Consider the following 22,912-nt stretch of genomic DNA (forward strand, 5'->3'; position numbering starts at 1 on the left):
CCTGCTATACATTGCAAGTCCTCGCTAAAAAATGTGGTTTTCTAAGCTGGAAAAAGAGCTTCCTTTGGTCGCTTTTTTCCAGCAAGAAAAACTACATTTTTCTGCTGTGGGCTTTCCATTACTATCAGGGCTAAAAAACGTGAAGATGTACAAATTAATACTGTTATTTCTTTTTTTGACTTTGCTTTCCAGTTGTTCGGATCAAGATGATGTTTATGTCAATAAACCTTTAGATTTCGAAGTGCCATCTAATTTTCCAGATTTGGCTTATAATATCGCATTGAATCCACCAACAGAGAAAGGATTTGAACTGGGAAAAAAGTTGTTCTACGATGGAAGATTATCTTCGGACGGTCTTATTTCTTGCGGTTTTTGTCACATTCAGGAAAATGCATTTACACATCATGGGCATACTTTCAGTCACGGAGTTGGGGATAATATCGGAACCAGAAACACGCCTCCGATTCAAAATTTAGGCTATCAAACGGCATTTATGTACGATGGAGCAACAACGCATCTGGATTTGCAACCTATTATTCCGTTGACAAGTGCGATTGAAATGAATGGAAATTTGACGGCAATTGTTGCCATGATGAAAGCCGATAAAACCTATCAAAAGCTTTTTCAGCAAGCATTTACTGATGGAGCCATAAATACCGAAAATATGCTGAAAGCACTTTCTCAATTTATGTTAATGGTGACGTCATCCAATTCTAAATTTGATAAATACCGACGTAATGAAACGGGCGGTACTTTAACTTCGGAGGAATTAGCGGGTTATACACTTTTCAATGCTAAGTGTGCTTCTTGTCATGCAACGGATTTGATGACTGATAATTCCTATCGGAATAATGGTTTGGCAGTCAATCCGCAAATAAATGATGTGGGAAGATTTCGTGTGACACAATTGGCAGCGGATTATTATAAATTCAAAGTGCCTAGTTTGCGAAATATTGAAAAAACTGCACCTTATATGCACGATGGAAGATTCGGGACATTAGAATCTGTTTTGAATCATTATGCTTCCGGAGTTGTAAATGGAGCCACTTTAGACCCGATTCTAAATCAAAACGGAAATTTAGGAATTCCGCTTTCTGATACTGAAAAAACAAGATTAATTGCCTTCCTAAAAACACTAACCGATAATCAATATCTCACCGATAAACGATTCTCAGAATATTAAAACCATGAAAAATAAAATTTTAATTATTGTTTTAGTTCTTTTTGTAAACCAGTTTGTTTTTGCCAAAACAGAAAAAGACAGCATTTCGAGATTTACCTTCCAGAAAATGCAATTGCTTGAAGATTTCGAAGATGATTGTGATGCCTGTGGTTGTTCTGCAAGTGGAGGTAGTATGGGATTTAGTTCTATGCTGAATAATAATTTTGTAGGCTTGCGCTATTTCAATCAAAGTTATACCAGTAGAGACGGGATTTTCGCCAATTCACCGTGGATTGACGAAAATTTCAATACAATCCAAATTTGGACTAAAATACCAATTACAGAAAAAATCCAGATTTCGGCATTGGTTCCGTATCACTTTCACACTCGGGAACGTTCCACCGGAACAGAAAACATTCAAGGATTGGGCGATATCTCCGTTATGGCGATGTATTCTGTATATCAAACGCAAAAAGACAGCACAGTTTTTACCCATAAACTGCAATTGGGAGGAGGAGTAAAAATACCTACAGGAAAATTTGATGAAGCTAACAATACCGGAAGTGTCAACCAGAGTTTCCAAGTGGGAACAGGAAGTTGGGATTATCTTTTGGTTTCGGAATATGTTGTCAAAAAGAAAAATTTAGGATTAAGCACGATGCTGAATTATACTTTCAAAACCGAAAACCAAAAGCAATACCAATTTGGAAATCAATTTAATTACGGCAGTACACTGTTTTATCTTTTTGATTTACCCGCTGTAAAACTGGTTCCGCAATTGGGTTTGGCGGGCGAAGTCTATGAAACCAATAAGCAATATGGAGAAAAGTTACCGGATACTTCTGGAGATATTCTTTTTAGTAAATTTGGAATTGAAGCTGGAAAAGGGGACTTTTCCATCGGTGTTAATGCCATGCTTCCCATCAATCAACATTTGTCCAATTCAAAAATCGAAGCCAATTACCGTTGGAGTGTCAATTTAAATTATACGTTGTAAAAACAGAAAAAGGAGCTTCAATTGAAGCTCCTTTTTTATATAATCAAACGGAATAAACTATTCAGCTAATTCCACCACTTTACTATCACCTACTAAAGCGACTTTCACTAAACCATGTTTTGCCAAACCTTTCATGGCAGCATCCCATTTCTTTCCGCTTAAATCTGATTTTACTTTCAATAATCCCAAATCCATTTTGCTTTCATTGGTTTTCAAAAGAGCAATGATTAATTTCTCTTCGTCTAGCAATTCAATTTGAACTTGTTTTTTCTCTGGTCGCATTTGTGGGAACAACAATACTTCTTGAATAGAAGCATTATTAGTTAAATACATAATCAATCGATCCATTCCAATTCCCATTCCAGATGTTGGAGGCATTCCGTATTCTAAAGCTCTCAAGAAATCTTCATCGATAATTCCTGTGGCTTCATCATCTCCTTTTTCAGCCAATCTCATTTGGTCTTCAAAACGTTCTCTTTGGTCAATTGGGTCATTCAATTCAGAATAAGCGTTTGCTACTTCTTTACCACAAACCATTAATTCAAAACGTTCTGTCAATTCCGGATTGTCACGGTGTTGTTTACATAATGGTGACATTTCCTTTGGATAATCCGTGATATAAGTGGGTTGGATGTAATTTCCTTCACATTTTGCTCCAAAAATCTCATCAATCAGTTTTCCTTTACCCATTGTGGCATCTACATCAATTCCCATGCCTCTGGCAGCGTCAAATAACTCTACTTCACTTTTTCCAGAAATATCAAATCCTGTAAAATGTTTGATAGAATCGGTCATCGTAACTCGTGCATAAGGTGCTTTAAAGTTGATGGTATGTTCTCCAAAAGTCACTTCTGATGTCCCATTTACGGCAATCGCGCAATGCTCCAAAAGATCTTCGGCAAATTTCATCATCCAGTTGTAGTCTTTGTAGGCTACATATATTTCCATGGCAGTAAATTCCGGATTGTGCGTACGGTCCATTCCTTCATTACGGAAGTTTTTCGAAAACTCATAAACCCCTTCAAAACCACCAACAATTAATCTTTTTAAGTACAACTCATTCGCAATACGCATGTATAAAGGCATATCAAGCGAGTTGTGGTGCGTGATAAAAGGACGCGCTGCAGCTCCACCAGGAATTGGTTGTAAAACAGGAGTTTCTACCTCTAAATATCCTTTGTCATTAAAGAAAGAACGCATTGCATTGAACAATTTTGTTCTCTTGATAAACGTTTCTTTGACATGATCGTTCACTGTTAAATCTACATAACGACGACGGTATCTTTGTTCTGGATCAGCAAAAGCATCGTGCGTTTTTCCGTCAGCATCCGTTTTTACAACTGGTAGTGGTTTCAAGGCTTTTGCCAAAACCGTCAATCCATAAACATGAACGGAAATTTCCCCAACTTGCGTTTTGAAAACCGTTCCACGAATCCCAATAAAATCGCCAATATCCAATAGTTTTTTGAAAACTACATTGTACATTGTTTTCTCCTCATCAGTCGAAATATCATCTCTCGAAACATAGATTTGAATACGTCCTTCAGCATCTTTCAATTCTGCAAATGACGCCTTTCCCATGATACGCTTACCCATCAAACGTCCTGCTAAAACAACTTCTTTTCCTTCGTACTTCTCGAAATCGGCTAGGATTTCGCTCGAATAAGCGGTTGTGATAAATTCGGCTGCTGGATAAGGCTCAATGCCTAAATTGCGTAATTCGGTAAGTGCTTCTCTACGTAATATTTCTTGTTCGGATAATGCCATTTTATGCTGTTTTTAAGAGCGCAAAGATACTGTATAAGTAGCAAAGTAGCAAAGTGCTAACCGTTTTTTGGAGCTATTTCCAGCTTTCCGTTATAATCTTTTTATTTTTAAAGAAAAAATAAAAAGGATTTCCACTTTAATCTGGGCTAGGAATTGTAGTTATTATTTTACATTTGGTAAAAAATCATCATTCAAAATCATAAAAATTGAAAAATAAAATTTACGCTTTTTTGCTTTTAGGGCTACTCGCTACAAGCTGCCAAATCACCGAAACCATCCATTTAAACCAGGACGGAACGGGAAGAATAGAAACCGAATCACTTCGCGATGAACACAGTTACATGCAACTAGCGGGAGAAAATTATTCCAAAGAAGAAAAATTCGAGGATACAACTTACGTTTTCAAGGATTTTATAACGAAATATTCGGAAACATTTTCAAAACTTCCAGCATCCGAAAAAGCTATTTTTCAAAAATATGCAACCGTAAATGTTCACATCAAGAAAAGTTCCTATGAGAAAGAATTTCGAACAAAAATCAATCAAAACTTCGATAAAATTTCAGCAGTTCCGGATTTATACAAAACTCAGGAATATGCGGATGATTTAGAACATAATTATGCCTTGACAGCCGAAGAACATTATTATAGTGTAAGTTATGCTTTTGACGGAAGTCTTTTTAAAAGAATAGTGAAAATTACTGATGAAGTCGAATTGAAAAAACAACAGGATAAAATTTCAGAATTGAAAACCCGAGTAGCCAATTTTAAAATCAATCAATCCTATGTTTTAAAATATTATTTTCCTCGAAAAATAAAATCAGTTTCAAATGCAAATGCAAAAATCAGCGAAGACAAAAAAGCATTGGAATTGCAATTCCTTTTATCGGATTGTTTGCAAAATCCAGAAAGCACAAATTTAGAGGTGATTTTGGAATAAGAATTTTAAACTATAAGATGTAAGGGAACACTGTATTATTCATTCTTGAAAACTTTGTACCTTTGCCAATCAAAAATAAGGGGACGAAATAGGATTGCTTCGTTCCTCGCAATGACAAATGAACAAAACCATCCAACTTCAAGATTTAGGAAACAAAGATTACAAGGAAACTTGGGAATACCAAGAAGAATTGTTCAAAGAAATAGTTGACTTAAAAATTAAAAATAGGAGAGAGGAAACGAGTTTACAAACTCCTAATTATTTCCTTTTTGTGGAACATCCTCACGTTTATACTTTGGGTAAAAGTGGCGATTTAAGTAATTTGCTTTTATCCGAAAAACAACTGGAATCCAAAGGAGCGACGTTCTATAAAATCAATCGTGGTGGCGATATTACGTATCATGGACCCGGACAAATTGTGGGTTATCCAATTATAGACTTAGAAAATTTCTTTACGGATATTCATAAATACTTGCGTTTTCTAGAAGAAGCCATTATTCTTACACTTCAAGAATATGGAATTTCTTGTGGCAGAAGTGAAGGTGAAACTGGAGTTTGGTTAGGTGCAGGAACTCCATTTGCAAGAAAAATTTGTGCTATGGGCGTACGTGCTTCCCGTTGGGTAACCATGCATGGATTTGCACTAAACGTAAATGCTGATTTGGGTTATTTTGACAATATTATTCCGTGTGGAATTCGCGGTAAAGCCGTAACTACATTAAACGTAGAACTTGGAGTTGAAAGAGTAAACGAAGAAGAAGTCAAAGAGAAAATCCTAAAACATTTCTCCCATTTATTCGAAGCTACATTTGAGAAATCTTAAATCAAAAATCAAAAGAATATTGTTCCGGTAACAATCGAAACGTCATTCGGTGGTATTTCGTAATCCCGTATTTCCGTATTGCTTCACGATGTTCTTTGGTAGGATAACCTTTATTTTGTTTCCAATTGTACATAGGGAATTCCTCGTGAATGCGGTTCATATAGTCATCCCGATACGTTTTTGCCAACACTGAGGCAGCAGCGATACTCATAAATTTAGAGTCCCCTTTTACAATACTGGTATTTGGAATCGAATTAAGAATTTCGAGTTCAGCATCAGTAAAGATTTTCCCTCCACGGTTTTTTATCCCTTTTTTGTGAATTAATGGTGCATTCCCATCCACAATAATATATTCGGGTCTGGGATGGAGTTTTAGAATACTTTCCTGCATCGCTTTTATCGATGCGTTCAGAATATTAATCTCGTCAATTACCAAAGGCTCAAGATGCGTTACAGCAAAGGAAATGGCTTGCTGCTCAATAATAGGTCTTAACTTTTCTCGGACTTTTTCGGATAATTGTTTACTGTCATTCAGTATAGCGTTTTCAAAATCAAAAGGTAATATAACGGCTGCTGCAGTTACAGGACCGGCAAGACAGCCACGACCTGCTTCATCAGTTCCGCTTTCGAGGATAATTTTCGAAAAATTGTTTTCGAGCATGTTCTGTTTTTTAAAGAAACAAATATTATAAAATTTTCGCTGTAAAAACCCGTTAGTTACCTATTTGTTATAACAATCCTATAAAATGCTGTGTTTTTTTATTTATATGTTTTTATAAATTACCTTTGCTTGATTAAAATTGTAAAAATAATTGCCTAATTATACCCCATTCAAATGAGAATTTTCTTTTTTTTTATTTTTATATCATTCTCCACTTTGCTGTTTTCTCAAGAAAGGAATAGTAAAGAATTAGATTACAATAGCAAATACAACGGTTCCGATTCTATCAAAAAGGTAAAACAACCCGTTGCTACCATAGATATGTATCGCGTGATTACTTTGGATCGAGACACAACTTACATAGATACTTCACTTACTATCCAAAAAGAGTACAGCCATAATTATTTGCGAAAAGACATTTTTGGACTTTTGCCTTTTGCAAATGAAGGCCAAACGTATAATACGTTGCAATATAGTTTAACTGATTTTTCGCCTTTACCAGAATTTGGTTTCAAAGCAAAACATTTTAATTTTCTGGAGGCAAACCAAATACGATATAGTTCAGTCGCCACTCCAGTTACCGAATTATATTTTAAAAGTGTCATGCAAAAAGGACAATCGACTGATGCATTCATTACTTTAAACACGTCTGAAAATCTTAATTTTTCTATAGCCTACAGAGGATTGCGCTCTCAGGGAGAATATTTAAATCAATTGGCAAGTACAGGAAATTTTAGATTCACAGTAAGTTATAACACTAAAAATAAACGCTATTATTCTAATGCACATTTTACATCGCAAGATATTCTAAATGAAGAAAACGGCGGAATTACAACCATTAGTGATTTCGAAAGTGAAGACCCAAAATACAATAACAGACAACGATTTGAAGTCTTTTTTTTAGATGCTAAATCATTTCTGAAGGGGAAAAGAATATTCTTAGATCACAATTTTAGAATAAATGCAAATAAAGGAGCAAATAATTTATATGTAACGCACCAATTTAATTATGAAAATAAGTTTTTCGAATACAATCAGCTAACCGTTCCTTCTACCGTGGGTTCGGAAATTGTATATCGATTTGGGGCTTCTTTCAAAGACAGTGGAATTAATGATCAAACCCGGTACAATAAAATGTATAATAGAGCTGGATTGATTTATGAGAATACAACTTTAGGAAAATTTCAGTTTTTTGTAGATGATTTTAGGTCTAATTATTACTACAACCAGATATTAATTTTTGATAATAAAACGGTTCCGGGTTCTTTGGCTCAAAAAATAAATAATGCAGGAGGGCAATATGAGTATCAAAAAAATAAATGGAATGGGAAATTCTTGTATTCAAGATCGATTACAAATCAATCTTTATCAAATTTGGATGCTAAAGTTAAATATGATTTTAATGAGGAAACGCAGTTGTCATTTCAATATCAAAACATAAATAAGCTACCAAATAATAATTACAATCTGTATCAGAGTAGTTATGTTCAGTACAACTGGTCAAATGATTTCAAGAATGAGAAAATAAACTCAATTAGTGCTAATGCAATTACACCGTGGTTTAATGCCTCGTTACAGTATTCCGTTCTAAACGATCATTTGTATTTTAATGATGTTTCAACCGATGCACAAATATTGGCACGTACTCAAATCGTTGCTCCGGCACAATACGCTAATACCATAAATTATTTGTCCGTGAAAGTGAACAAAGAATTGAAATTTGGTAGTTTCGCATTAGATAATACTGTTTTGTATCAAAAAGTTGATCAGCAAGATAATGTATTAAACGTTCCTGAAATTGTGACTAGAAATACATTCTATTACTCGGGTTCTTTTTTCAAAAAGAAAGCTTTGTTTTTGCAAACTGGTATTTCTTTGAATTATTTTACGAAATATTTTGCCAATGATTATAATCCGGTTATTGGTGAGTTTTTCGTTCAAGACAAAAAGGAAATTGGAAATTCTCCAAACTTTGATTTCTTTATTAATGCCAAGATTCAAAGAACCAGAATTTACTTTAAAGCAGAGCATTTTAATTCGTCTTTATCGGGTAATAATTTTTACGCGTCACCTAATAATCCGTCTCGTGATTTTACAATCCGTTTTGGACTGGTTTGGAATTTCTTCAATTAATAAATAGTAGCGCACTATTTAGTAAAAAAAAAGCCCTTTTTTCAATGCTAATCGATATGCTTTTACTCGCTTGGGAATAAGCTAGTGATGGATATTGTTTTAAATGAAATTCTAGGAACTCCCAATAAAATAAAAGTATAGCGAATTAATAAGGAGTGTAAAATTCTTTAATCAAGATTTTTTTTGTAACAATATGCTATCTTTGTGTTGTGATTTATAACAACGAACACTCTTAAATGAATAATAAAATGCACTACGCAGAAAATATATTAGGCACAATAGGCAACACACCATTAGTTAAACTTAATAAAGTTGTTGCTGGTATAGATGCTTTGGTACTTGCTAAAGTAGAAACCTTCAATCCTGGAAATTCCGTAAAAGACAGAATGGCCGTTAAAATGATTGAAGATGCCGAAGCGGATGGAAGACTAAAACCAGGAGGAACCATTATCGAAGGGACTTCAGGAAATACAGGAATGGGATTGGCATTAGTGGCTATCATAAAAGGGTACAAACTTATTTGTGTGATTTCGGATAAGCAGTCTAAAGAAAAAATGGATATTCTTCGTGCTGTAGGCGCAAAAGTGGTAGTTTGTCCTACTGATGTAGAACCTACCGATCCACGTTCGTATTATTCTGTTTCTAAAAGATTAGCAGAGGAAACAACTAATTCTTGGTATGTAAACCAATACGATAATCCATCTAATTCTTTAGCGCATTATGAGCAAACCGGACCTGAAATTTGGGAACAAACTGGCGGTAAAATCACTCATTTTGTATCGGGTGTAGGAACTGGAGGAACGATTTCAGGTGTTGGGAAATATTTGAAAGAAAGAAATCCGAATATTAAAATTTGGGGAATTGATACCTATGGTTCTGTATTTAAAAAGTACCATGAAACAGGTATTTTCGATGAAAATGAAATTTATTCTTATATTACAGAAGGAATTGGTGAGGACATATTGCCAAAGAATGTTGACTTCTCTTTGATTGATGGTTTTACAAAAGTAACGGATAAAGATGCAGCGGTTTATACCCGAAAAATTGCATTGGAAGAAGGGATTTTTGTTGGGAATTCAGCAGGTGCAGCGGTAAAAGGATTGTTGCAACTTAAGGAGCATTTCAAACCGGAAGATGTGGTGGTTGTTTTGTTTCATGATTCCGGAAGCCGTTATGTAGGCAAAATGTTCAATGACGATTGGATGCGTGAAAGAGGATTTTTGGATGAGGAAATCAAAAAAGCAGAAGATGTTATCAAAGATCATATCGACAAACCATTGATTGTAGTTCGTACAGAAGAATTAGTTTCACACGCTATAGAAAGAATGCGTAAATACAAGATTTCTCAAATTCCGGTGATTGACGTCACAGGATTTGTAGGTTCTGTTGATGAAAGTGATTTGTTCCAAAGTTACGTTGCCGATAAAAATGTTGCAGACAGACCCATTAAAGAAATTATGGGAAAACCATTTCCAATCGTAAAATTAGGAACCTCAATAGAAGAAGTTTCGAAATTATTTACCAAAGAAAACGATGCGGTTTTGGTTGAATTAGAAAATGGAAATCACCATATAATTACCAAATATGATATTATTGGGTCGATAAAATAATAATATATTTTTCAAGTATTAAAATTTTCATAACCACAAATTTGACGAATTAAATTCGTTAAATTTGTGGTTTTTTAGTTTTATAAAAATGCAAATTTAATGACCTTTACTGCTATAGATTTTGAAACCGCAACAGCATTCCATCCTTGCTCAGTTGGTATTGTTACCGTAGAAAACGGAATAATTGTAGATGAATTTGTCAGTCTAATAAAGCCGCCAAATAATCTATATTCTCCTTTTACCATTCAAGTTCACGGAATTTATCCACGTGATACAGTAAATGCAAAATCATTTGCACAAGTATATCCTGAAATACAAAAACGGTTACAAAACAGAGTGATTGTGGCGCATAATGAGAGTTTTGACAGAAATGTTCTGGCTAAATCAATGGCGCTTTATAATTTGGATTATGCTGATTTGAATATCGCTTCTCGTTGGGAATGTACCGTGAAAATTTATAAAGCCAAAGGATTAAAACCTACCAAATTAAGTGATTGCTGTCGGGAAATGAATATTTCATTAAATCATCACGAAGCGTTATCTGATGCTCGTGCTTGCGCTAAATTGTATTTATTGAAATAAATTTCTTTCATTTCTGTTTTTTCCTTACTTTAGTCTTTCATCTAAAATATCAAAATGAAAGAAGATTTCCTCCATTACCTCTGGAAATTCAAAAAGTTCGACACTTTGAATTTAAAAACGTTCAACAATGAGGGAGTCACAATTATCAATGTAGGTCAATATCTTGAATTGGCAGGTCCTGATTTCTTTAATGCTCAAATTACTATTGGTGATCAGAAATGGGCTGGAAACGTTGAAATTCATCTTAAATCTTCAGATTGGTATGTGCATCATCACGAAAAAGATTCGGGTTATGAAAATGTAATTTTGCATGTAGTTTGGGAACATGACACAGAGATTTTTAGAAACAACAATACTGAAATTCCGGTTTTGGAACTTAAAAAATATGTTGAAAAAGAGACTGTCGAAAATTACCAATCTTTAATGGCTCCTAAATCTTGGATTTTTTGCGAAAAGCAACTAAAAGAGATTGACGAATTTGCTTTTAAAAACTGGCAAGAGCGTTTGTTCTTTGAACGTTTAGAAAGGAAATCCAAGCCTATATTTGATTTACTGGAACAAACCAACCAAGATTGGGAAGCGGTTTTGTTTTCTCTTTTAGCGAAGAATTTTGGTCTAAATACGAATGGAGAAATCTTTTTAAAAATAGCGCAATCTATTCCCTTTTCGATTATAAGAAAAGAAAGTTTTGAAGTGGAGAATCTAGAAGCTTTGATTTTTGGAGCTTCGGGATTGCTGGATTTAGAAAAGGAAGATAATTATTTCAAAGATTTAAAATTCAGGTATTTCTACTTGTTGCATAAATATCAAATAGAGAAAGTGTGTATAGAACCCGTTCAGTTTTTTAAGCACCGTCCTGATAATTTCCCTACGATACGACTTTCTCAATTGGCCAATTTATATCACAGTCAGCAAAATTTATTTTCTAAAATAAGCACTCTAAATTCATTAAAAGATATTTACGGAGTGTTTCAAGTATCCGCTTCTGAATATTGGTTAAATCATTACCAATTTGACAAAGAAAGTCCGAAGAAAAAGAGATCGCTTTCTAAATCTTTTATCGATTTGATTGTTATAAATACGATCATTCCACTTCAGTTTGCTTTCGCAAAAAGTCAAGGAAAGGAAATTTCAGAGGATTTAATAGGTCTTTTAAATGAAGTTGCTCCAGAGAAAAATGCGGTTATGGAAAAATTTAGTTCTTTCGGAATACAACCAAAAAGTGCTTTTGAAACACAATCTTTGTTGCAACTCAAAAATGAGTATTGTAATAAAAGTAAATGTTTAGAATGTGTTGTAGGAATGGAATTGCTAAAAAGAAGTTGATTCAGTTATTTTTAAATTAGTTAACTGGAGCATGTAGTAATGTTGTAAATTTGTTTTTCGAATTAACGAATAATCAATTTAACTAAAAGATGTCAGTAGTAATCAAACTCAAATTTTTTTTTGAGAAACACGGTTTTCATGTTTCTTCCCGTATGGCTGATACACTAGGAATGCGGGCCAGTAGCGTGCGATTGTTTTTTATCTACTTGTCGTTTGTTACTGTTGGATTGTGGTTTGCCGTTTATTTGACATTGGCTTTTTGGATTCGTTTGAAAGATTTAATTCGGGCTAAACGCACTTCTGTTTTTGATTTGTAAAATCATATAAATAAGAAAAAGGGATTATAAAGTATTTAAGCACTTTATAATCCCTTTTTTATTTTTGAAAAAATAAATTTATTCTTTAGTATTGTTTAATACACTATTTTTCTTTCCATAAGCAAAATAGAAAATAACACCTATTGCCATCCATGCAAAAAGTCTAAGCCAGTTTGTCCAACCTAAACCTGCCATCATCAAGACGCAAGTGATAACTCCTAAAATTGGAACTAAAGGTACGAATGGTGTTTTGAATTCGCGAATCATGTTTGGTTCTTTTTTTCTTAGAATTATTACGGATACACATACTAATGAAAAAGCAAACAATGTTCCAATACTAGTCATGTCTCCTACAATGTCTCCAGGAATAAAAGCGGCAAATGCACCAACGATTATTAAAATAGCGATATTAGCTTTGTATGGTGTTTTGTATTTTGGATGTAAGTCACTAAACATTTTAGGTAATAAACCATCTTTACCCATCGCATAAAATACTCTGGATTGTCCTAATAGCATCACTAAAATTACAGAAGAAAATCCTGCCAAAATAGCTACAGTTACTAATTGACCTAACCAAGCATATCCAATCATGTATTTGTTAATTGCAAATGCTACAGAAGCTTCTTTTCCACCAGTTCTAAAATCTTCTATAGTTGCTACTCCAGTAAGTACATGAGCAAATAAAATATATAATACGGTGCAGATAGCTAATGAACCCAAGATTCCTATAGGCATATTTCTTTTTGGGTTTATCGTTTCCTGTGCAGCTGTACTTACAGCATCGAATCCTATAAAAGCAAAGAAAACGGTTCCGGCTGCTCCAATTATTCCCCAAAAGCCTCCAAATTTATGATCGATCCCATGTTCATCTGTGAAAATTGAACTTGCTGGAATATAAGGGGTATGATTTGCTGGATTTACAAAATGCCATCCTATAACAATGATCATTATTACAATAGCAACTTTTACAATTACAATGATTCCATTAACAAAAGCTGATTCTTGAATCCCTTTTATTAATAATAAACTAATAACCCCAACTATAAATAATGCTGGTAAGTTGATCATTCCATGTTCACCAGTTATTGGATCAGTTTGAAATGGGGAATGTGACAACGAAAAGGGTATTGGACTCATGTGGAGTACATTGACCAGTAAATTGTTAAGGTATTCACTCCAGGCAATTCCTACAGTGGCTGCTCCTACGGCATATTCAAGAATTAAATCCCAACCAATGATCCAAGCTAAAAATTCACCCATTGTTGCGTAAGTATAGGTGTAAGCACTACCAGAAATAGGTATTGAAGAAGAAAGCTCTGCATAACACAATCCGGCTAATGCGCAACCTATTGCAGCAACAATAAATGCTATTGTTACAGATGGTCCTGCATTTTGTGAAGCAGCCATAGCGGTTCTTACAAACAATCCTGCGCCAATTATGGCACCAATGCCTAATGCAATTAGAGTCCAAGCGGTTAATGTTCTTTTTAATCCCTTTTCAGAATCAGCGGCCTCTGCTAAAAGCTGAGCTAATGGTTTTCTTTTCCAAATAGACATGTTTTGTGTGTTTTTTTGTTATTAAGCTCCAAATGTATTCTTTTTTATAAAAAATAAAAACAATAATTTAAATAAATTTTATAAAATAAAAAAACCTAACAATATTTTAATAAATGCATAATAATTATTTTAACGGCTTAATTTTATTAATTACATAAAAAATATAATGTTATTTTTTTAAATTCTTATTTTAAAGTTGTAAAATTTTCGATAAGAAAATATAAGTTGAATTGATTTTTATTATATTTTTAAATTTAAATAGTTTTCTTATTTTTAACTATTAAAATAAGGTTTTTAATCAAATTAAAATAATGAATTTCAGAACGATGGTTGTCTATTTTAAATTTTCTCGTGAACAACGTAATGGTTTGTTTTTATTATTTGCGATTATCATTGTTTTGCAATTGGTTTATTTTTTTGTTGATTTTAGTGCTGTCGTAAAGAATTATCCAGAGAAACAGAAATGGCTTTCACTACAATCTCAAATTGATTCCATGAAAACTGATAATTCTAAGGCTTTCCCTAAAATATATCCTTTCAATCCTAATTTTATAACAGACTATAAAGGATATAAGCTAGGAATGTCAGTTCAGGAAATTGACCGCTTGTTGGCTTTTAGAAAAGAAAATAAATATGTCAATTCTGCAGCGGAATTTCAAAACGTGACTAAAGTTTCGGATTCGTTATTAAATGCAATAGCTCCCTTTTTTAAATTTCCAGATTGGGTGAAAAATAAAAAAGAATTCAAAGCATATAAAAATGATCCAGATCAGGCTTTCGCCAAAAAAGAAAAAAATGTTTTAATCGACATCAATCAGGCAACCAAGGAGGATTTGGTAAAAATTTACGGGATAGGTGAGGCAATTTCTTTGCGAATTTTAAAACAAAAAGAAAGTTTAGGCGGGTTTGTTTCAATGGAACAAATGAAAGATGTTTGGGGATTATCTCCTGAAGTTATTGAAAATTTGAATACTCATTTTAAAATTTCAGTGCTCCCAAATTTTAAAAAGATAGATATTAATAATGCTTCTTTAAAGGAGCTTTCTCAGTTTTATTATTTTAAATATACTTTAGCCAAAGAAATTGTCACTTATAGAAGTATGACAGGAAATATTAAGAATATTGAGGATTTAACAAAAATTAAGGGATTTCCTGTTGATAAAGCAAATATAATTGGCTTATATTTGGACTTTTAAAATAAAACACTGTCACAATGAACTTTGATTACAACGAAACGCAATCTATGATTGCACAATCTATAAGAGATTTTGCTGAAAAAGAAATTCGTCCAAATATAATGGAGTGGGATGAAGCGCAAACATTTCCTGTGCCTTTGTTTAAAAAATTAGGTGAAATGGGATTTATGGGTGTTTTAGTCCCGGAAGAACTTGGAGGTTCCGGATTAGGATATCATGAGTACATTACCATTGTAGAAGAAATATCAAAAGTGGATCCATCCATTGGGCTATCAGTAGCCGCACATAATTCTTTATGTACCAATCATATTTTGACTTTTGGAAACGAAGAGCAAAAGAAGAGATGGATTCCTAAGTTAGCCACCGCAGAACATATAGGTGCTTGGGGATTGACAGAACATGATACAGGATCAGATGCTGGAGGAATGAATACTACAGCAAAAAAAGATGGAGATTTCTGGATTGTCAATGGAGCTAAGAATTTCATTACACATGCCATTTCTGGAGATATAGCTGTGGTTATTGTTCGTACAGGTGAAAAAGGAGATTCGAAAGGAATGACTGCTTTTGTATTCGAAAAAGGGATGCCAGGTTTTGCTTCAGGAAAAAAAGAAAATAAATTAGGGATGCGCGCCAGCGAAACTGCTGAATTGATATTTGATAATTGTCGTATTCCTGATGCTAACAGATTAGGGGAAGTAGGACAAGGTTTTATTCAAGCGATGAAAGTTTTAGATGGAGGAAGAATATCCATTGGAGCATTGTCATTAGGGATTGCGAAAGGTGCTTATGAAGCTGCATTAAAATATTCGAAAGAAAGACATCAGTTTGGGCAGCCAATTTGTGAATTTCAAGGAATTTCATTCAAGTTAGCTGATATGGCAACTGAAATTGAAGCTTCGGAATTATTGTTGCATAAAGCGGCCTTCTTAAAACAACAACACAAACCAGTTACCACGATGGGAGCTATGGCTAAAATGTATGCTTCAGAAGTTTGTGTAAAAGTAGCGAATGAAGCGTTGCAAATTCATGGAGGATATGGTTATATTAAAGATTATCCAGTGGAGAAATTCTATAGAGATTCTAAATTGTGTACCATTGGGGAAGGAACTACTGAAATTCAAAAAATAGTAATTTCCAGAAATTTGTTGAAAGCATAGTTTTTGAAAATTTGAATATAGTATAAAGAGTCAAAATACATTAAATTGTAGATTGGCTCTTTTTTTTGCGTGAAGGATGGAAGAGGAAAGCCCGGAATGCAATGAGGACTTGTAACGGAAAGCCTGACGGCGGACGAATTAACGTTTTGTGAATGATAAAAGTGGTGTCCGCCGGCACGCCCAAAAATAATCTATAATTCATGGCTCGTAATTCAAAATAATGTTTACTTTTGCACACTTAAAGAAAGGGGGTGTCTATATTATGTTAATTATACCAATTAAAGACGGAGAAAATATCGATAGAGCGTTAAAACGTTACAAAAGAAAATTTGATAAAACAGGAACTGTTCGTCAATTAAGAGCACGTACTGCTTTTATTAAGCCTTCAGTTACAAATAGAATCAAAATTCAAAAAGCGGCTTATATCCAAAATATGAGAGATAACTTAGAGAGTTAGTCAATATCTATTAGAATAAAGTACCGTTAGTCATTAAAGTTTTATAACTTTGATGCTAACGGTTTTTTTATGGCTACTAATAAAGATGCATTTCGGGATTATCTACAGTTGGAGAAAAAATATTCTTCACATACCGTAACTGCGTATTGTAATGACGTCGCTTCTTTTGAATTATTTAATACGATTCATTTTGAACAAGAGGGCATAGAGCAGGTTAATTATAGTCAAATTAGAACATGGATTGTTTCTCTTGTCGATAATGATATATCAAATACCTCGGTTAATAGAAAAATTGCATCCTTAAAAGCATTTTATAAATTTCTATTAAAAACAAAACAAATAAAGGGGAGTCCGCTATTGAAACACAAAGCGCTAAAGACTCCTAAAATAATACAAATTCCGTTTTCTGAAAAAGAAGTTGAGGATGCATTAGGTCATTTGCAAAATCCTGTAGGCTTTGAGGAAATAAGAAATAAGCTTATAGTTGATTTGTTTTATACTACCGGCATGCGAAGAACGGAGTTGATTCATTTAAAAGTAGTTAATGTCAATTTATCTGGAGGTACAATCAAAGTGCTGGGAAAAAGGAATAAGGAGCGGATATTGCCAGTTTTGCCGATAATTATAAATCGGTTTTCTTTATATTTAAACGAGCGCTCTTTCATGCTGTCAATAGTAGATGACGATTATTTTTTTCTCACAAAAAAAGGGTTAAAATTAAATGATTCTTTTGTGTATCGATTAATAAATTCTTACTTTAGTGCTGTCTCCGAGAAAGTAAAAAAGAGTCCGCATATATTGCGACATACGTTTGCAACTCATCTATTAAATAACGGAGCCGATTTGAACTCAGTAAAAGAATTATTAGGACATTCCAGTTTGGCGTCAACGCAGATATATACGCATAATAGTTTGGCAGAACTAAAAAAAGTATATGGAGATGCGCATCCAAGGAATCAGAAGTAATTTGGAAATGTTTAACTATTAAAAAATAATGATTATGAAGGTAAATGTTCATGCAGTTAACTTTACTGTTGACAAAAAGCTAGTTGATTTTGTTCAAGAAAGAATGGACAAGTTAGAAAAATATTACGATAAGGTAGTGTCCGTGGATGTTTTTTTAAAAGTTGAAAAGACAAGTGATAAAGAGAATAAAATTGCTGAGATAAAAATTAATGTTCCGGGTGATGATTTTGTGGTTAAAAAGCAGTGTAAAATTTTTGAAGAAGCAGTGGAGCTTTGTGCTGAATCTTTAGAACGATTGTTGGTAAAAAGGAAAGAAAAAATAAGTTCGCACATTTAATATAAATTTTTTTCAAAAAATGTTTTGATTGAGAGATAAAATCTCTACATTTGCAGTCCGTTAGAAATAGCGGACTTTTTTATTGATATTGCCAGCGTAGCTCAGTTGGCTAGAGCAGCTGATTTGTAATCAGCAGGTCGTGGGTTCGAGTCCCTCCGCCGGCTCTAAAAATTTGTTTTCAAAGCGTTTGGAAATAGTTCTTTTAAAGTACTGGAAATCAATAAAAGGGGAGATACTCAAGCGGCCAACGAGGGCAGACTGTAAATCTGCTGTGTAAACTTCGCAGGTTCGAATCCTGCTCTCCCCACAAAATAAAGTTTGAAAAATCGAATTTTAAATTTGAATATTGAACTTGTAATGAAGATTTCTCTGCCGGTGTAGCTCAGGGGTAGAGTGCTTCCTTGGTAAGGAAGAGGTCTCGGGTTCAATTCCCGACATTGGCTCAAAATGAAATATTTGAACACTAATAAATTATAATAACTAAGATTAAAAATTAAGTAAAATGGCAAAAGAAAATTTTAATCGTTCCAAACCGCACTTAAATATAGGTACAATTGGACACGTAGATCACGGAAAAACTACTTTAACTGCAGCAATAACGAAAGTATTATCTGATGCTGGTTACTGTCAAGCAAAATCATTTGATCAAATTGATAATGCTCCTGAAGAAAAAGAAAGAGGTATTACAATTAATACATCTCACGTTGAGTATGAAACAGCTAATCGTCATTACGCTCACGTTGACTGTCCAGGTCACGCGGATTACGTAAAAAACATGGTTACAGGTGCTGCTCAAATGGATGGTGCTATTCTTGTTGTAGCTGCTACTGATGGACCAATGCCACAAACACGTGAGCATATCCTTTTAGGGCGTCAGGTGGGTATTCCTAGAATGGTTGTATTCATGAATAAAGTGGATATGGTTGATGATGAGGAATTACTTGAATTAGTTGAGATGGAAATCAGAGACTTGTTATCTTTCTACGAATATGATGGAGATAATGGTCCTGTTGTTCAAGGTTCAGCTTTAGGTGGATTGAATAATGATCCAGTTTGGGTACCAAAAATTCTTGAATTGATGGAAGCTGTTGATGCTTGGATCGAAGAGCCTGTAAGAGACGTTGCAAAACCTTTCTTGATGCCTGTTGAAGATGTATTCTCAATCACTGGTCGTGGAACTGTTGCTACAGGTCGTATCGAAACAGGTGTTGCTAATACTGGAGATCCAGTTGAAATCATTGGTATGGGAGCTGAAAAATTAACTTCTACTATTACAGGAGTTGAGATGTTCCGTAAAATCCTTGATAGAGGAGAAGCTGGAGATAACGTAGGTATTCTTTTAAGAGGTATTCAAAAAGAAGACATCAAAAGAGGAATGGTTATTTGTAAGCCAGGTTCAGTTAAACCACACGCTACTTTCAAAGCTGAGGTTTATATCTTGAAAAAAGAAGAAGGTGGTCGTCACACACCATTTCATAATAACTACCGTCCACAGTTCTACGTGCGTACAACTGACGTAACAGGTATCATTACTTTGCCAGCAGGTGTAGAGATGGTTATGCCTGGGGATAACTTAACTATTGATGTTGTATTGCTTAGTGCAATTGCATTAAATGTTGGTTTACGTTTTGCTATCCGTGAAGGTGGTAGAACAGTTGGTGCAGGTCAGGTAACTGAGATTGTAGCATAATCCTATAAATAAAATTATGAAGCCAGTAACTTCTTAGGTTGTTACTGGCTTTTATTAACAGACGGGCGTAGTTCAAGGGTAGAATAGCGGTCTCCAAAACCGTTGATGGGGGTTCGAATCCCTCCGCCCGTGCAAATAAACTAAATCATAATGACAAAAGTTGTTAATTACATATCAGAAGCATTTGAAGAATTAAAGTCAAATGTAACTTGGCCAGCTTGGGCTGAGGTGCAACGTCTAACGATTGTTGTTGCTGTTTTTTCAGTATTATTCGCTTTGGCAACTTGGGGAGTAGATGAAATTTTCGCAAAAGCTTTGGCTGGATTTTTTAACTGGATAAAAGCATAATTTTTTTGTTATGGCAGATAATAATATTAAAAAGTGGTATGTAGTTAGAGCAGTAAGCGGACAAGAAAATAAAGTGAAAGCATATATCGAAACCGAAATCGCAAGATTAGGGATGGGTGACTATGTTTCGCAAGTTCTCGTTCCTACTGAAAAAGTAGTTACTGTAAAAGAAGGAAAGAAGATAATCAAAGATAAAGTTTATTTCCCTGGTTATGTTATGATTGAGGCGAATCTAATAGGTGAAATACCTCATATTATCAAGTCTATAACAAGTGTTATTGGTTTTTTAGGTGAGATTAAAGGTGGTGAGCCTGTGCCGTTAAGACTTTCTGAAGTTAACAGAATGTTAGGTAAAGTAGATGAGTTAGCTGTGAATACGGATACTCGTTCTATACCTTTCAATATTGGAGAAACTATTAAAGTTGTTGATGGTCCTTTCAATGGTTTTAATGGAACGGTTGAGAAAATCAATGAAGAAAAGCGTAAACTAGAAGTAATGGTTAAGATTTTCGGAAGAAAAACACCATTGGAGTTGAGTTTTATGCAAGTTGAAAAAGTATAATTTTTTGTTACATCTATAATATCCATTACAATCGCTTCCAATGATTGTAGTGTTAAATTTTTTAAAAAATGGCTAAAGAAATTAGTAAGGTAGTTAAACTACAAGTTAAGGGAGGTGCTGCGAACCCGTCGCCACCGGTTGGACCTGCTTTAGGAGCTGCTGGGGTAAACATCATGGAATTCTGTAAGCAATTTAATGCTAGAACTCAAGATAAACCCGGCAAAATATGCCCAGTACAAATTACTGTGTATAAAGACAAATCATTTGATTTTGTTGTAAAAACTCCTCCTGCTGCTGTCCAGTTATTGGAAGCTGCAAAGCTAAAGTCCGGATCAGGTGAACCAAATCGTAAAAAAGTAGCTAGTGTTACTTGGGATGTTATCAAAGCAATTGCTGAAGATAAAATGGTAGATTTAAATGCATTCACAATCGAATCTGCTATGAGCATGATCGCTGGAACAGCTAGATCTATGGGTATAACTGTATCAGGAGATTCTCCTTTTTAATTAAGAGAAAGACATGGCAAAATTGACAAAAAAGCAAAAAGAGGCTGCTTCAAAGATTGAAAAGAACAAACTATATTCTCTTAAAGATGCTGCGGCATTGATAAAAGTAGTTGCTTCTGCAAAATTTGATGAGTCTGTTGATATCGCAGTTCGTTTGGGCGTAGATCCAAGAAAAGCGAATCAAATGGTTAGAGGTGTGGTAACATTACCTCATGGAACTGGTAAAGACGTTAAAGTATTAGCATTAGTTACTCCAGACAAAGAAGCGGAAGCTTTAGCAGCTGGTGCAGACTATGTAGGTCTTGACGATTATTTACAAAAAATTAAAGACGGTTGGACAGATGTTGATGTAATTATCACTATGCCTTCTGTTATGGGTAAATTAGGTCCATTAGGTCGTATTTTAGGACCTAGAGGTTTAATGCCTAACCCTAAAACAGGTACTGTAACTATGGATGTTGCTAAAGCTGTTCAAGAGGTTAAAGCTGGTAAAATTGACTTTAAAGTTGATAAAACTGGTATTGTGCATGCAGGAATTGGTAAAATTTCTTTTGGAAGCGAACAAATCGTTGACAATGCACACGAAATTATTCAAACATTAATCAAACTTAAGCCAACTGCTGCTAAAGGAACTTACATCAAAAGTATTTACCTAACTAGCACTATGAGTCCAGCAATTGCTTTGGACCCTAAAGCAGTATAATTGGTAGTTAAAAATTTTTAGTATGACTAGAGAAGAAAAATCAATCGCGATTGAAGTTTTAACTGCACAGTTAGCTGGTACAAACATTGTTTATGTATCTGATATTTCTGGAATGAATGCAGAAACAACTTCAAACTTGAGAAGAGCTTGCTTTAAAGCAGGTATAAAATTAGAAGTGGTTAAAAATACTTTGCTTGCAAAAGCAATGGAAGCTTCAGCTAATGATTATGGAGATTTACCTTCAGTTTTGACTGGTAATAGTGCTATATTCATTTCTGAGATAGCAAACGCTCCTGGTAAAATAATCAAAGATTTCAGAAAAAAATCAGCTAAACCTGTATTAAAAGGAGCTTTTATTAACTCTGAAATTTATATTGGAGATGATCAATTAGATGCATTAGCAACTATTAAATCTAAAGAAGAGCTTATCGGCGAACTTATTGGATTATTGCAATCACCAGCACAAAGAGTTATTTCTGCTCTTCAAAACCAATTCGCAAAAAGCGAAGAGGCAACAGAAGAAGTGGAAGCATAATAAAAATAGAGTCTTACTCTATTTTATTTAAAAAACGCGCACAATAAATAAATTATATTTTTACAAATCATTTTAAAACGATAGAAAAAATGGCAGATTTGAAACAATTCGCAGAACAATTAGTTAACCTAACAGTAAAAGAAGTTAACGAATTAGCAACAATATTAAAAGATGAGTACGGAATCGAACCAGCTGCTGCAGCTGTAGTAGTTTCAGGTGGTGGTGAAGCTGCTGCTGAAGATGTTCAAACAGAATTTACAGTTGTATTAAAAGCAGCAGGTGCTTCTAAATTAGCAGTTGTAAAATTAGTTAAAGAACTTACAGGTTTAGGTTTGAAAGAAGCTAAAGATGTAGTTGATAGCGCACCAAGTAATGTAAAAGAAGGTGTTTCTAAAGAAGAAGCTGAAGGGCTTAAAAAATCTTTAGAAGAAGCTGGAGCTGAGGTTGAACTTAAATAGTTAAACTCGGTTTAAAGAATTAGGTTTAGGTCTTGGGTTTAGTCACCCAATGACCTAAACCATTTTTCGTATAACAAAAGTCTACCTTGTATAATTACATAATAGCCTTTTAAAACAAATT

At 34.2% G+C, this 22,912-nt stretch carries 24 protein-coding genes and 4 tRNA genes; 25 read left to right on the top strand and 3 right to left on the bottom strand.

Annotated features, from left to right (window positions below; all coding sequences use genetic code 11):
• Window positions 1-145 precede the first annotated feature (145 nt).
• Both OA85_RS08225 and OA85_RS08230 read left to right on the top strand, forming a co-directional pair.
• A complete protein-coding gene (locus OA85_RS08225; RefSeq protein ID WP_039109461.1) occupies window positions 146-1,183 on the top strand; it encodes a cytochrome-c peroxidase in 1,038 nt (345 codons plus the stop codon).
• Window positions 1,184-1,187: 4 nt separating this feature from the next.
• Window positions 1,188-2,159 carry a transporter gene (locus OA85_RS08230; protein WP_039109046.1) on the top strand — a complete coding sequence of 324 codons (972 nt, stop codon included), beginning with the start codon at window positions 1,188-1,190 and terminating at the stop codon, window positions 2,157-2,159.
• 57 nt (window positions 2,160-2,216) lie between these two features.
• On the opposite strand, the gene lysS is transcribed toward OA85_RS08230, so the two are convergent.
• Window positions 2,217-3,926 carry a lysine--tRNA ligase gene (gene lysS / locus OA85_RS08235; RefSeq protein WP_039109047.1) on the bottom strand — a complete coding sequence of 570 codons (1,710 nt, stop codon included), beginning with the start codon at window positions 3,924-3,926 and terminating at the stop codon, window positions 2,217-2,219.
• 206 nt (window positions 3,927-4,132) lie between these two features.
• Between lysS and OA85_RS08240 the strand changes: the two genes are divergently transcribed.
• A complete protein-coding gene (locus OA85_RS08240; RefSeq protein ID WP_052257170.1) occupies window positions 4,133-4,864 on the top strand; it encodes a hypothetical protein in 732 nt (243 codons plus the stop codon).
• A 118-nt stretch (window positions 4,865-4,982) separates the two neighbouring features.
• Window positions 4,983-5,687 carry a lipoyl(octanoyl) transferase LipB gene (lipB, locus tag OA85_RS08245; protein WP_039109048.1) on the top strand — a complete coding sequence of 235 codons (705 nt, stop codon included), beginning with the start codon at window positions 4,983-4,985 and terminating at the stop codon, window positions 5,685-5,687.
• A 1-nt stretch (window position 5,688) separates the two neighbouring features.
• On the opposite strand, the gene OA85_RS08250 is transcribed toward lipB, so the two are convergent.
• Complete coding sequence (locus OA85_RS08250) at window positions 5,689-6,348, bottom strand: ribonuclease HII (protein WP_039109049.1); 660 nt, start codon at window positions 6,346-6,348, stop codon at window positions 5,689-5,691.
• A 174-nt stretch (window positions 6,349-6,522) separates the two neighbouring features.
• Between OA85_RS08250 and OA85_RS08255 the strand changes: the two genes are divergently transcribed.
• The 5 genes from OA85_RS08255 (at window position 6,523) to OA85_RS08275 (ending at window position 12,316) form a co-directional block, all read left to right on the top strand.
• The gene (locus OA85_RS08255; RefSeq protein ID WP_039109050.1) at window positions 6,523-8,481 is read left to right on the top strand and encodes a putative porin; all 1,959 of its coding nucleotides are present in this window, start codon (window positions 6,523-6,525) and stop codon (window positions 8,479-8,481) included.
• Between the two features lie 248 nt (window positions 8,482-8,729).
• Window positions 8,730-10,091 (top strand): pyridoxal-phosphate dependent enzyme, encoded by a 1,362-nt coding sequence (locus OA85_RS08260; RefSeq protein ID WP_039109463.1) that lies wholly within the window; start codon window positions 8,730-8,732, stop codon window positions 10,089-10,091.
• A gap of 99 nt (window positions 10,092-10,190) precedes the next feature.
• Window positions 10,191-10,673, top strand: coding sequence for a 3'-5' exonuclease (locus OA85_RS08265; RefSeq protein ID WP_039109051.1), 483 nt, complete (start codon window positions 10,191-10,193; stop codon window positions 10,671-10,673).
• A 54-nt stretch (window positions 10,674-10,727) separates the two neighbouring features.
• Window positions 10,728-11,999: a DUF2851 family protein gene (locus tag OA85_RS08270; protein WP_039109052.1), complete on the top strand. Its 1,272-nt coding sequence runs from the start codon at window positions 10,728-10,730 to the stop codon at window positions 11,997-11,999.
• 89 nt (window positions 12,000-12,088) lie between these two features.
• Window positions 12,089-12,316 carry a hypothetical protein gene (locus OA85_RS08275; RefSeq protein ID WP_039109053.1) on the top strand — a complete coding sequence of 76 codons (228 nt, stop codon included), beginning with the start codon at window positions 12,089-12,091 and terminating at the stop codon, window positions 12,314-12,316.
• Window positions 12,317-12,394: 78 nt separating this feature from the next.
• Here OA85_RS08275 and OA85_RS08280 read toward each other — a convergent pair whose 3' ends face one another.
• Window positions 12,395-13,873 (bottom strand): amino acid permease, encoded by a 1,479-nt coding sequence (locus OA85_RS08280; RefSeq protein ID WP_039109054.1) that lies wholly within the window; start codon window positions 13,871-13,873, stop codon window positions 12,395-12,397.
• A 311-nt stretch (window positions 13,874-14,184) separates the two neighbouring features.
• Between OA85_RS08280 and OA85_RS08285 the strand changes: the two genes are divergently transcribed.
• From OA85_RS08285 to rplL, 16 genes are all read left to right on the top strand, one after another.
• Window positions 14,185-15,069, top strand: coding sequence for a helix-hairpin-helix domain-containing protein (locus OA85_RS08285; protein WP_039109055.1), 885 nt, complete (start codon window positions 14,185-14,187; stop codon window positions 15,067-15,069).
• A gap of 17 nt (window positions 15,070-15,086) precedes the next feature.
• Window positions 15,087-16,229, top strand: coding sequence for an acyl-CoA dehydrogenase family protein (locus OA85_RS08290; RefSeq protein WP_039109056.1), 1,143 nt, complete (start codon window positions 15,087-15,089; stop codon window positions 16,227-16,229).
• A 262-nt stretch (window positions 16,230-16,491) separates the two neighbouring features.
• The gene (gene rpsU, locus OA85_RS08295) at window positions 16,492-16,686 is read left to right on the top strand and encodes a 30S ribosomal protein S21 (protein WP_035670421.1); all 195 of its coding nucleotides are present in this window, start codon (window positions 16,492-16,494) and stop codon (window positions 16,684-16,686) included.
• A 69-nt stretch (window positions 16,687-16,755) separates the two neighbouring features.
• Window positions 16,756-17,652, top strand: a complete 897-nt coding sequence (locus OA85_RS08300) for a tyrosine-type recombinase/integrase (RefSeq protein WP_039109057.1) — start codon at window positions 16,756-16,758, stop codon at window positions 17,650-17,652.
• 34 nt (window positions 17,653-17,686) lie between these two features.
• Window positions 17,687-17,989, top strand: coding sequence for a ribosome hibernation-promoting factor, HPF/YfiA family (hpf, locus tag OA85_RS08305; RefSeq protein WP_039109464.1), 303 nt, complete (start codon window positions 17,687-17,689; stop codon window positions 17,987-17,989).
• A gap of 90 nt (window positions 17,990-18,079) precedes the next feature.
• Window positions 18,080-18,153 (top strand) — tRNA-Thr (locus OA85_RS08310).
• A gap of 62 nt (window positions 18,154-18,215) precedes the next feature.
• A tRNA-Tyr gene (locus OA85_RS08315) sits at window positions 18,216-18,296 on the top strand.
• A 64-nt stretch (window positions 18,297-18,360) separates the two neighbouring features.
• A tRNA-Thr gene (locus OA85_RS08320) sits at window positions 18,361-18,432 on the top strand.
• Between the two features lie 59 nt (window positions 18,433-18,491).
• Complete coding sequence (tuf, locus tag OA85_RS08325; RefSeq protein ID WP_039109058.1) at window positions 18,492-19,679, top strand: elongation factor Tu; 1,188 nt, start codon at window positions 18,492-18,494, stop codon at window positions 19,677-19,679.
• Window positions 19,680-19,740: 61 nt separating this feature from the next.
• Window positions 19,741-19,811, top strand: a tRNA-Trp gene (locus tag OA85_RS08330).
• An 18-nt stretch (window positions 19,812-19,829) separates the two neighbouring features.
• A complete protein-coding gene (gene secE, locus OA85_RS08335) occupies window positions 19,830-20,027 on the top strand; it encodes a preprotein translocase subunit SecE (RefSeq protein WP_039109059.1) in 198 nt (65 codons plus the stop codon).
• A gap of 10 nt (window positions 20,028-20,037) precedes the next feature.
• Complete coding sequence (nusG, locus tag OA85_RS08340; protein WP_039109060.1) at window positions 20,038-20,589, top strand: transcription termination/antitermination protein NusG; 552 nt, start codon at window positions 20,038-20,040, stop codon at window positions 20,587-20,589.
• A gap of 68 nt (window positions 20,590-20,657) precedes the next feature.
• A complete protein-coding gene (gene rplK / locus OA85_RS08345) occupies window positions 20,658-21,095 on the top strand; it encodes a 50S ribosomal protein L11 (RefSeq protein ID WP_035639405.1) in 438 nt (145 codons plus the stop codon).
• Between the two features lie 13 nt (window positions 21,096-21,108).
• Complete coding sequence (gene rplA, locus OA85_RS08350; RefSeq protein WP_039109061.1) at window positions 21,109-21,798, top strand: 50S ribosomal protein L1; 690 nt, start codon at window positions 21,109-21,111, stop codon at window positions 21,796-21,798.
• Between the two features lie 22 nt (window positions 21,799-21,820).
• The gene (gene rplJ, locus OA85_RS08355; protein WP_039109062.1) at window positions 21,821-22,333 is read left to right on the top strand and encodes a 50S ribosomal protein L10; all 513 of its coding nucleotides are present in this window, start codon (window positions 21,821-21,823) and stop codon (window positions 22,331-22,333) included.
• Window positions 22,334-22,422: 89 nt separating this feature from the next.
• The gene (gene rplL / locus OA85_RS08360; protein ID WP_039109063.1) at window positions 22,423-22,791 is read left to right on the top strand and encodes a 50S ribosomal protein L7/L12; all 369 of its coding nucleotides are present in this window, start codon (window positions 22,423-22,425) and stop codon (window positions 22,789-22,791) included.
• Window positions 22,792-22,912: the final 121 nt, after the last annotated feature.

Origin of the sequence: Flavobacterium sp. AED, assembly GCF_000812945.1 — a bacterium.
Lineage (GTDB): Bacteria > Bacteroidota > Bacteroidia > Flavobacteriales > Flavobacteriaceae > Flavobacterium.

Excerpts from the sequence above, each read along its gene's own strand:
- OA85_RS08225 (WP_039109461.1), top strand. The coding sequence starts at position 146 with ATGTACAAATTAATACTGTTATTTCTTTTTTTGACTTTGCTTTCCAGT.
- OA85_RS08230 (WP_039109046.1), top strand. The coding sequence starts at position 1,188 with ATGAAAAATAAAATTTTAATTATTGTTTTAGTTCTTTTTGTAAACCAG.
- lysS (WP_039109047.1), bottom strand. The coding sequence starts at position 3,926 with ATGGCATTATCCGAACAAGAAATATTACGTAGAGAAGCACTTACCGAA.
- lipB (WP_039109048.1), top strand. The coding sequence starts at position 4,983 with ATGAACAAAACCATCCAACTTCAAGATTTAGGAAACAAAGATTACAAG.
- OA85_RS08250 (WP_039109049.1), bottom strand. The coding sequence starts at position 6,348 with ATGCTCGAAAACAATTTTTCGAAAATTATCCTCGAAAGCGGAACTGAT.
- OA85_RS08255 (WP_039109050.1), top strand. The coding sequence starts at position 6,523 with ATGAGAATTTTCTTTTTTTTTATTTTTATATCATTCTCCACTTTGCTG.
- OA85_RS08260 (WP_039109463.1), top strand. The coding sequence starts at position 8,730 with ATGCACTACGCAGAAAATATATTAGGCACAATAGGCAACACACCATTA.
- OA85_RS08265 (WP_039109051.1), top strand. The coding sequence starts at position 10,191 with ATGACCTTTACTGCTATAGATTTTGAAACCGCAACAGCATTCCATCCT.
- OA85_RS08270 (WP_039109052.1), top strand. The coding sequence starts at position 10,728 with ATGAAAGAAGATTTCCTCCATTACCTCTGGAAATTCAAAAAGTTCGAC.
- OA85_RS08275 (WP_039109053.1), top strand. The coding sequence starts at position 12,089 with ATGTCAGTAGTAATCAAACTCAAATTTTTTTTTGAGAAACACGGTTTT.
- OA85_RS08280 (WP_039109054.1), bottom strand. The coding sequence starts at position 13,873 with ATGTCTATTTGGAAAAGAAAACCATTAGCTCAGCTTTTAGCAGAGGCC.
- OA85_RS08285 (WP_039109055.1), top strand. The coding sequence starts at position 14,185 with ATGAATTTCAGAACGATGGTTGTCTATTTTAAATTTTCTCGTGAACAA.
- OA85_RS08290 (WP_039109056.1), top strand. The coding sequence starts at position 15,087 with ATGAACTTTGATTACAACGAAACGCAATCTATGATTGCACAATCTATA.
- rpsU (WP_035670421.1), top strand. The coding sequence starts at position 16,492 with ATGTTAATTATACCAATTAAAGACGGAGAAAATATCGATAGAGCGTTA.
- OA85_RS08300 (WP_039109057.1), top strand. The coding sequence starts at position 16,756 with ATGGCTACTAATAAAGATGCATTTCGGGATTATCTACAGTTGGAGAAA.
- hpf (WP_039109464.1), top strand. The coding sequence starts at position 17,687 with ATGAAGGTAAATGTTCATGCAGTTAACTTTACTGTTGACAAAAAGCTA.
- tuf (WP_039109058.1), top strand. The coding sequence starts at position 18,492 with ATGGCAAAAGAAAATTTTAATCGTTCCAAACCGCACTTAAATATAGGT.
- secE (WP_039109059.1), top strand. The coding sequence starts at position 19,830 with ATGACAAAAGTTGTTAATTACATATCAGAAGCATTTGAAGAATTAAAG.
- nusG (WP_039109060.1), top strand. The coding sequence starts at position 20,038 with ATGGCAGATAATAATATTAAAAAGTGGTATGTAGTTAGAGCAGTAAGC.
- rplK (WP_035639405.1), top strand. The coding sequence starts at position 20,658 with ATGGCTAAAGAAATTAGTAAGGTAGTTAAACTACAAGTTAAGGGAGGT.
- rplA (WP_039109061.1), top strand. The coding sequence starts at position 21,109 with ATGGCAAAATTGACAAAAAAGCAAAAAGAGGCTGCTTCAAAGATTGAA.
- rplJ (WP_039109062.1), top strand. The coding sequence starts at position 21,821 with ATGACTAGAGAAGAAAAATCAATCGCGATTGAAGTTTTAACTGCACAG.
- rplL (WP_039109063.1), top strand. The coding sequence starts at position 22,423 with ATGGCAGATTTGAAACAATTCGCAGAACAATTAGTTAACCTAACAGTA.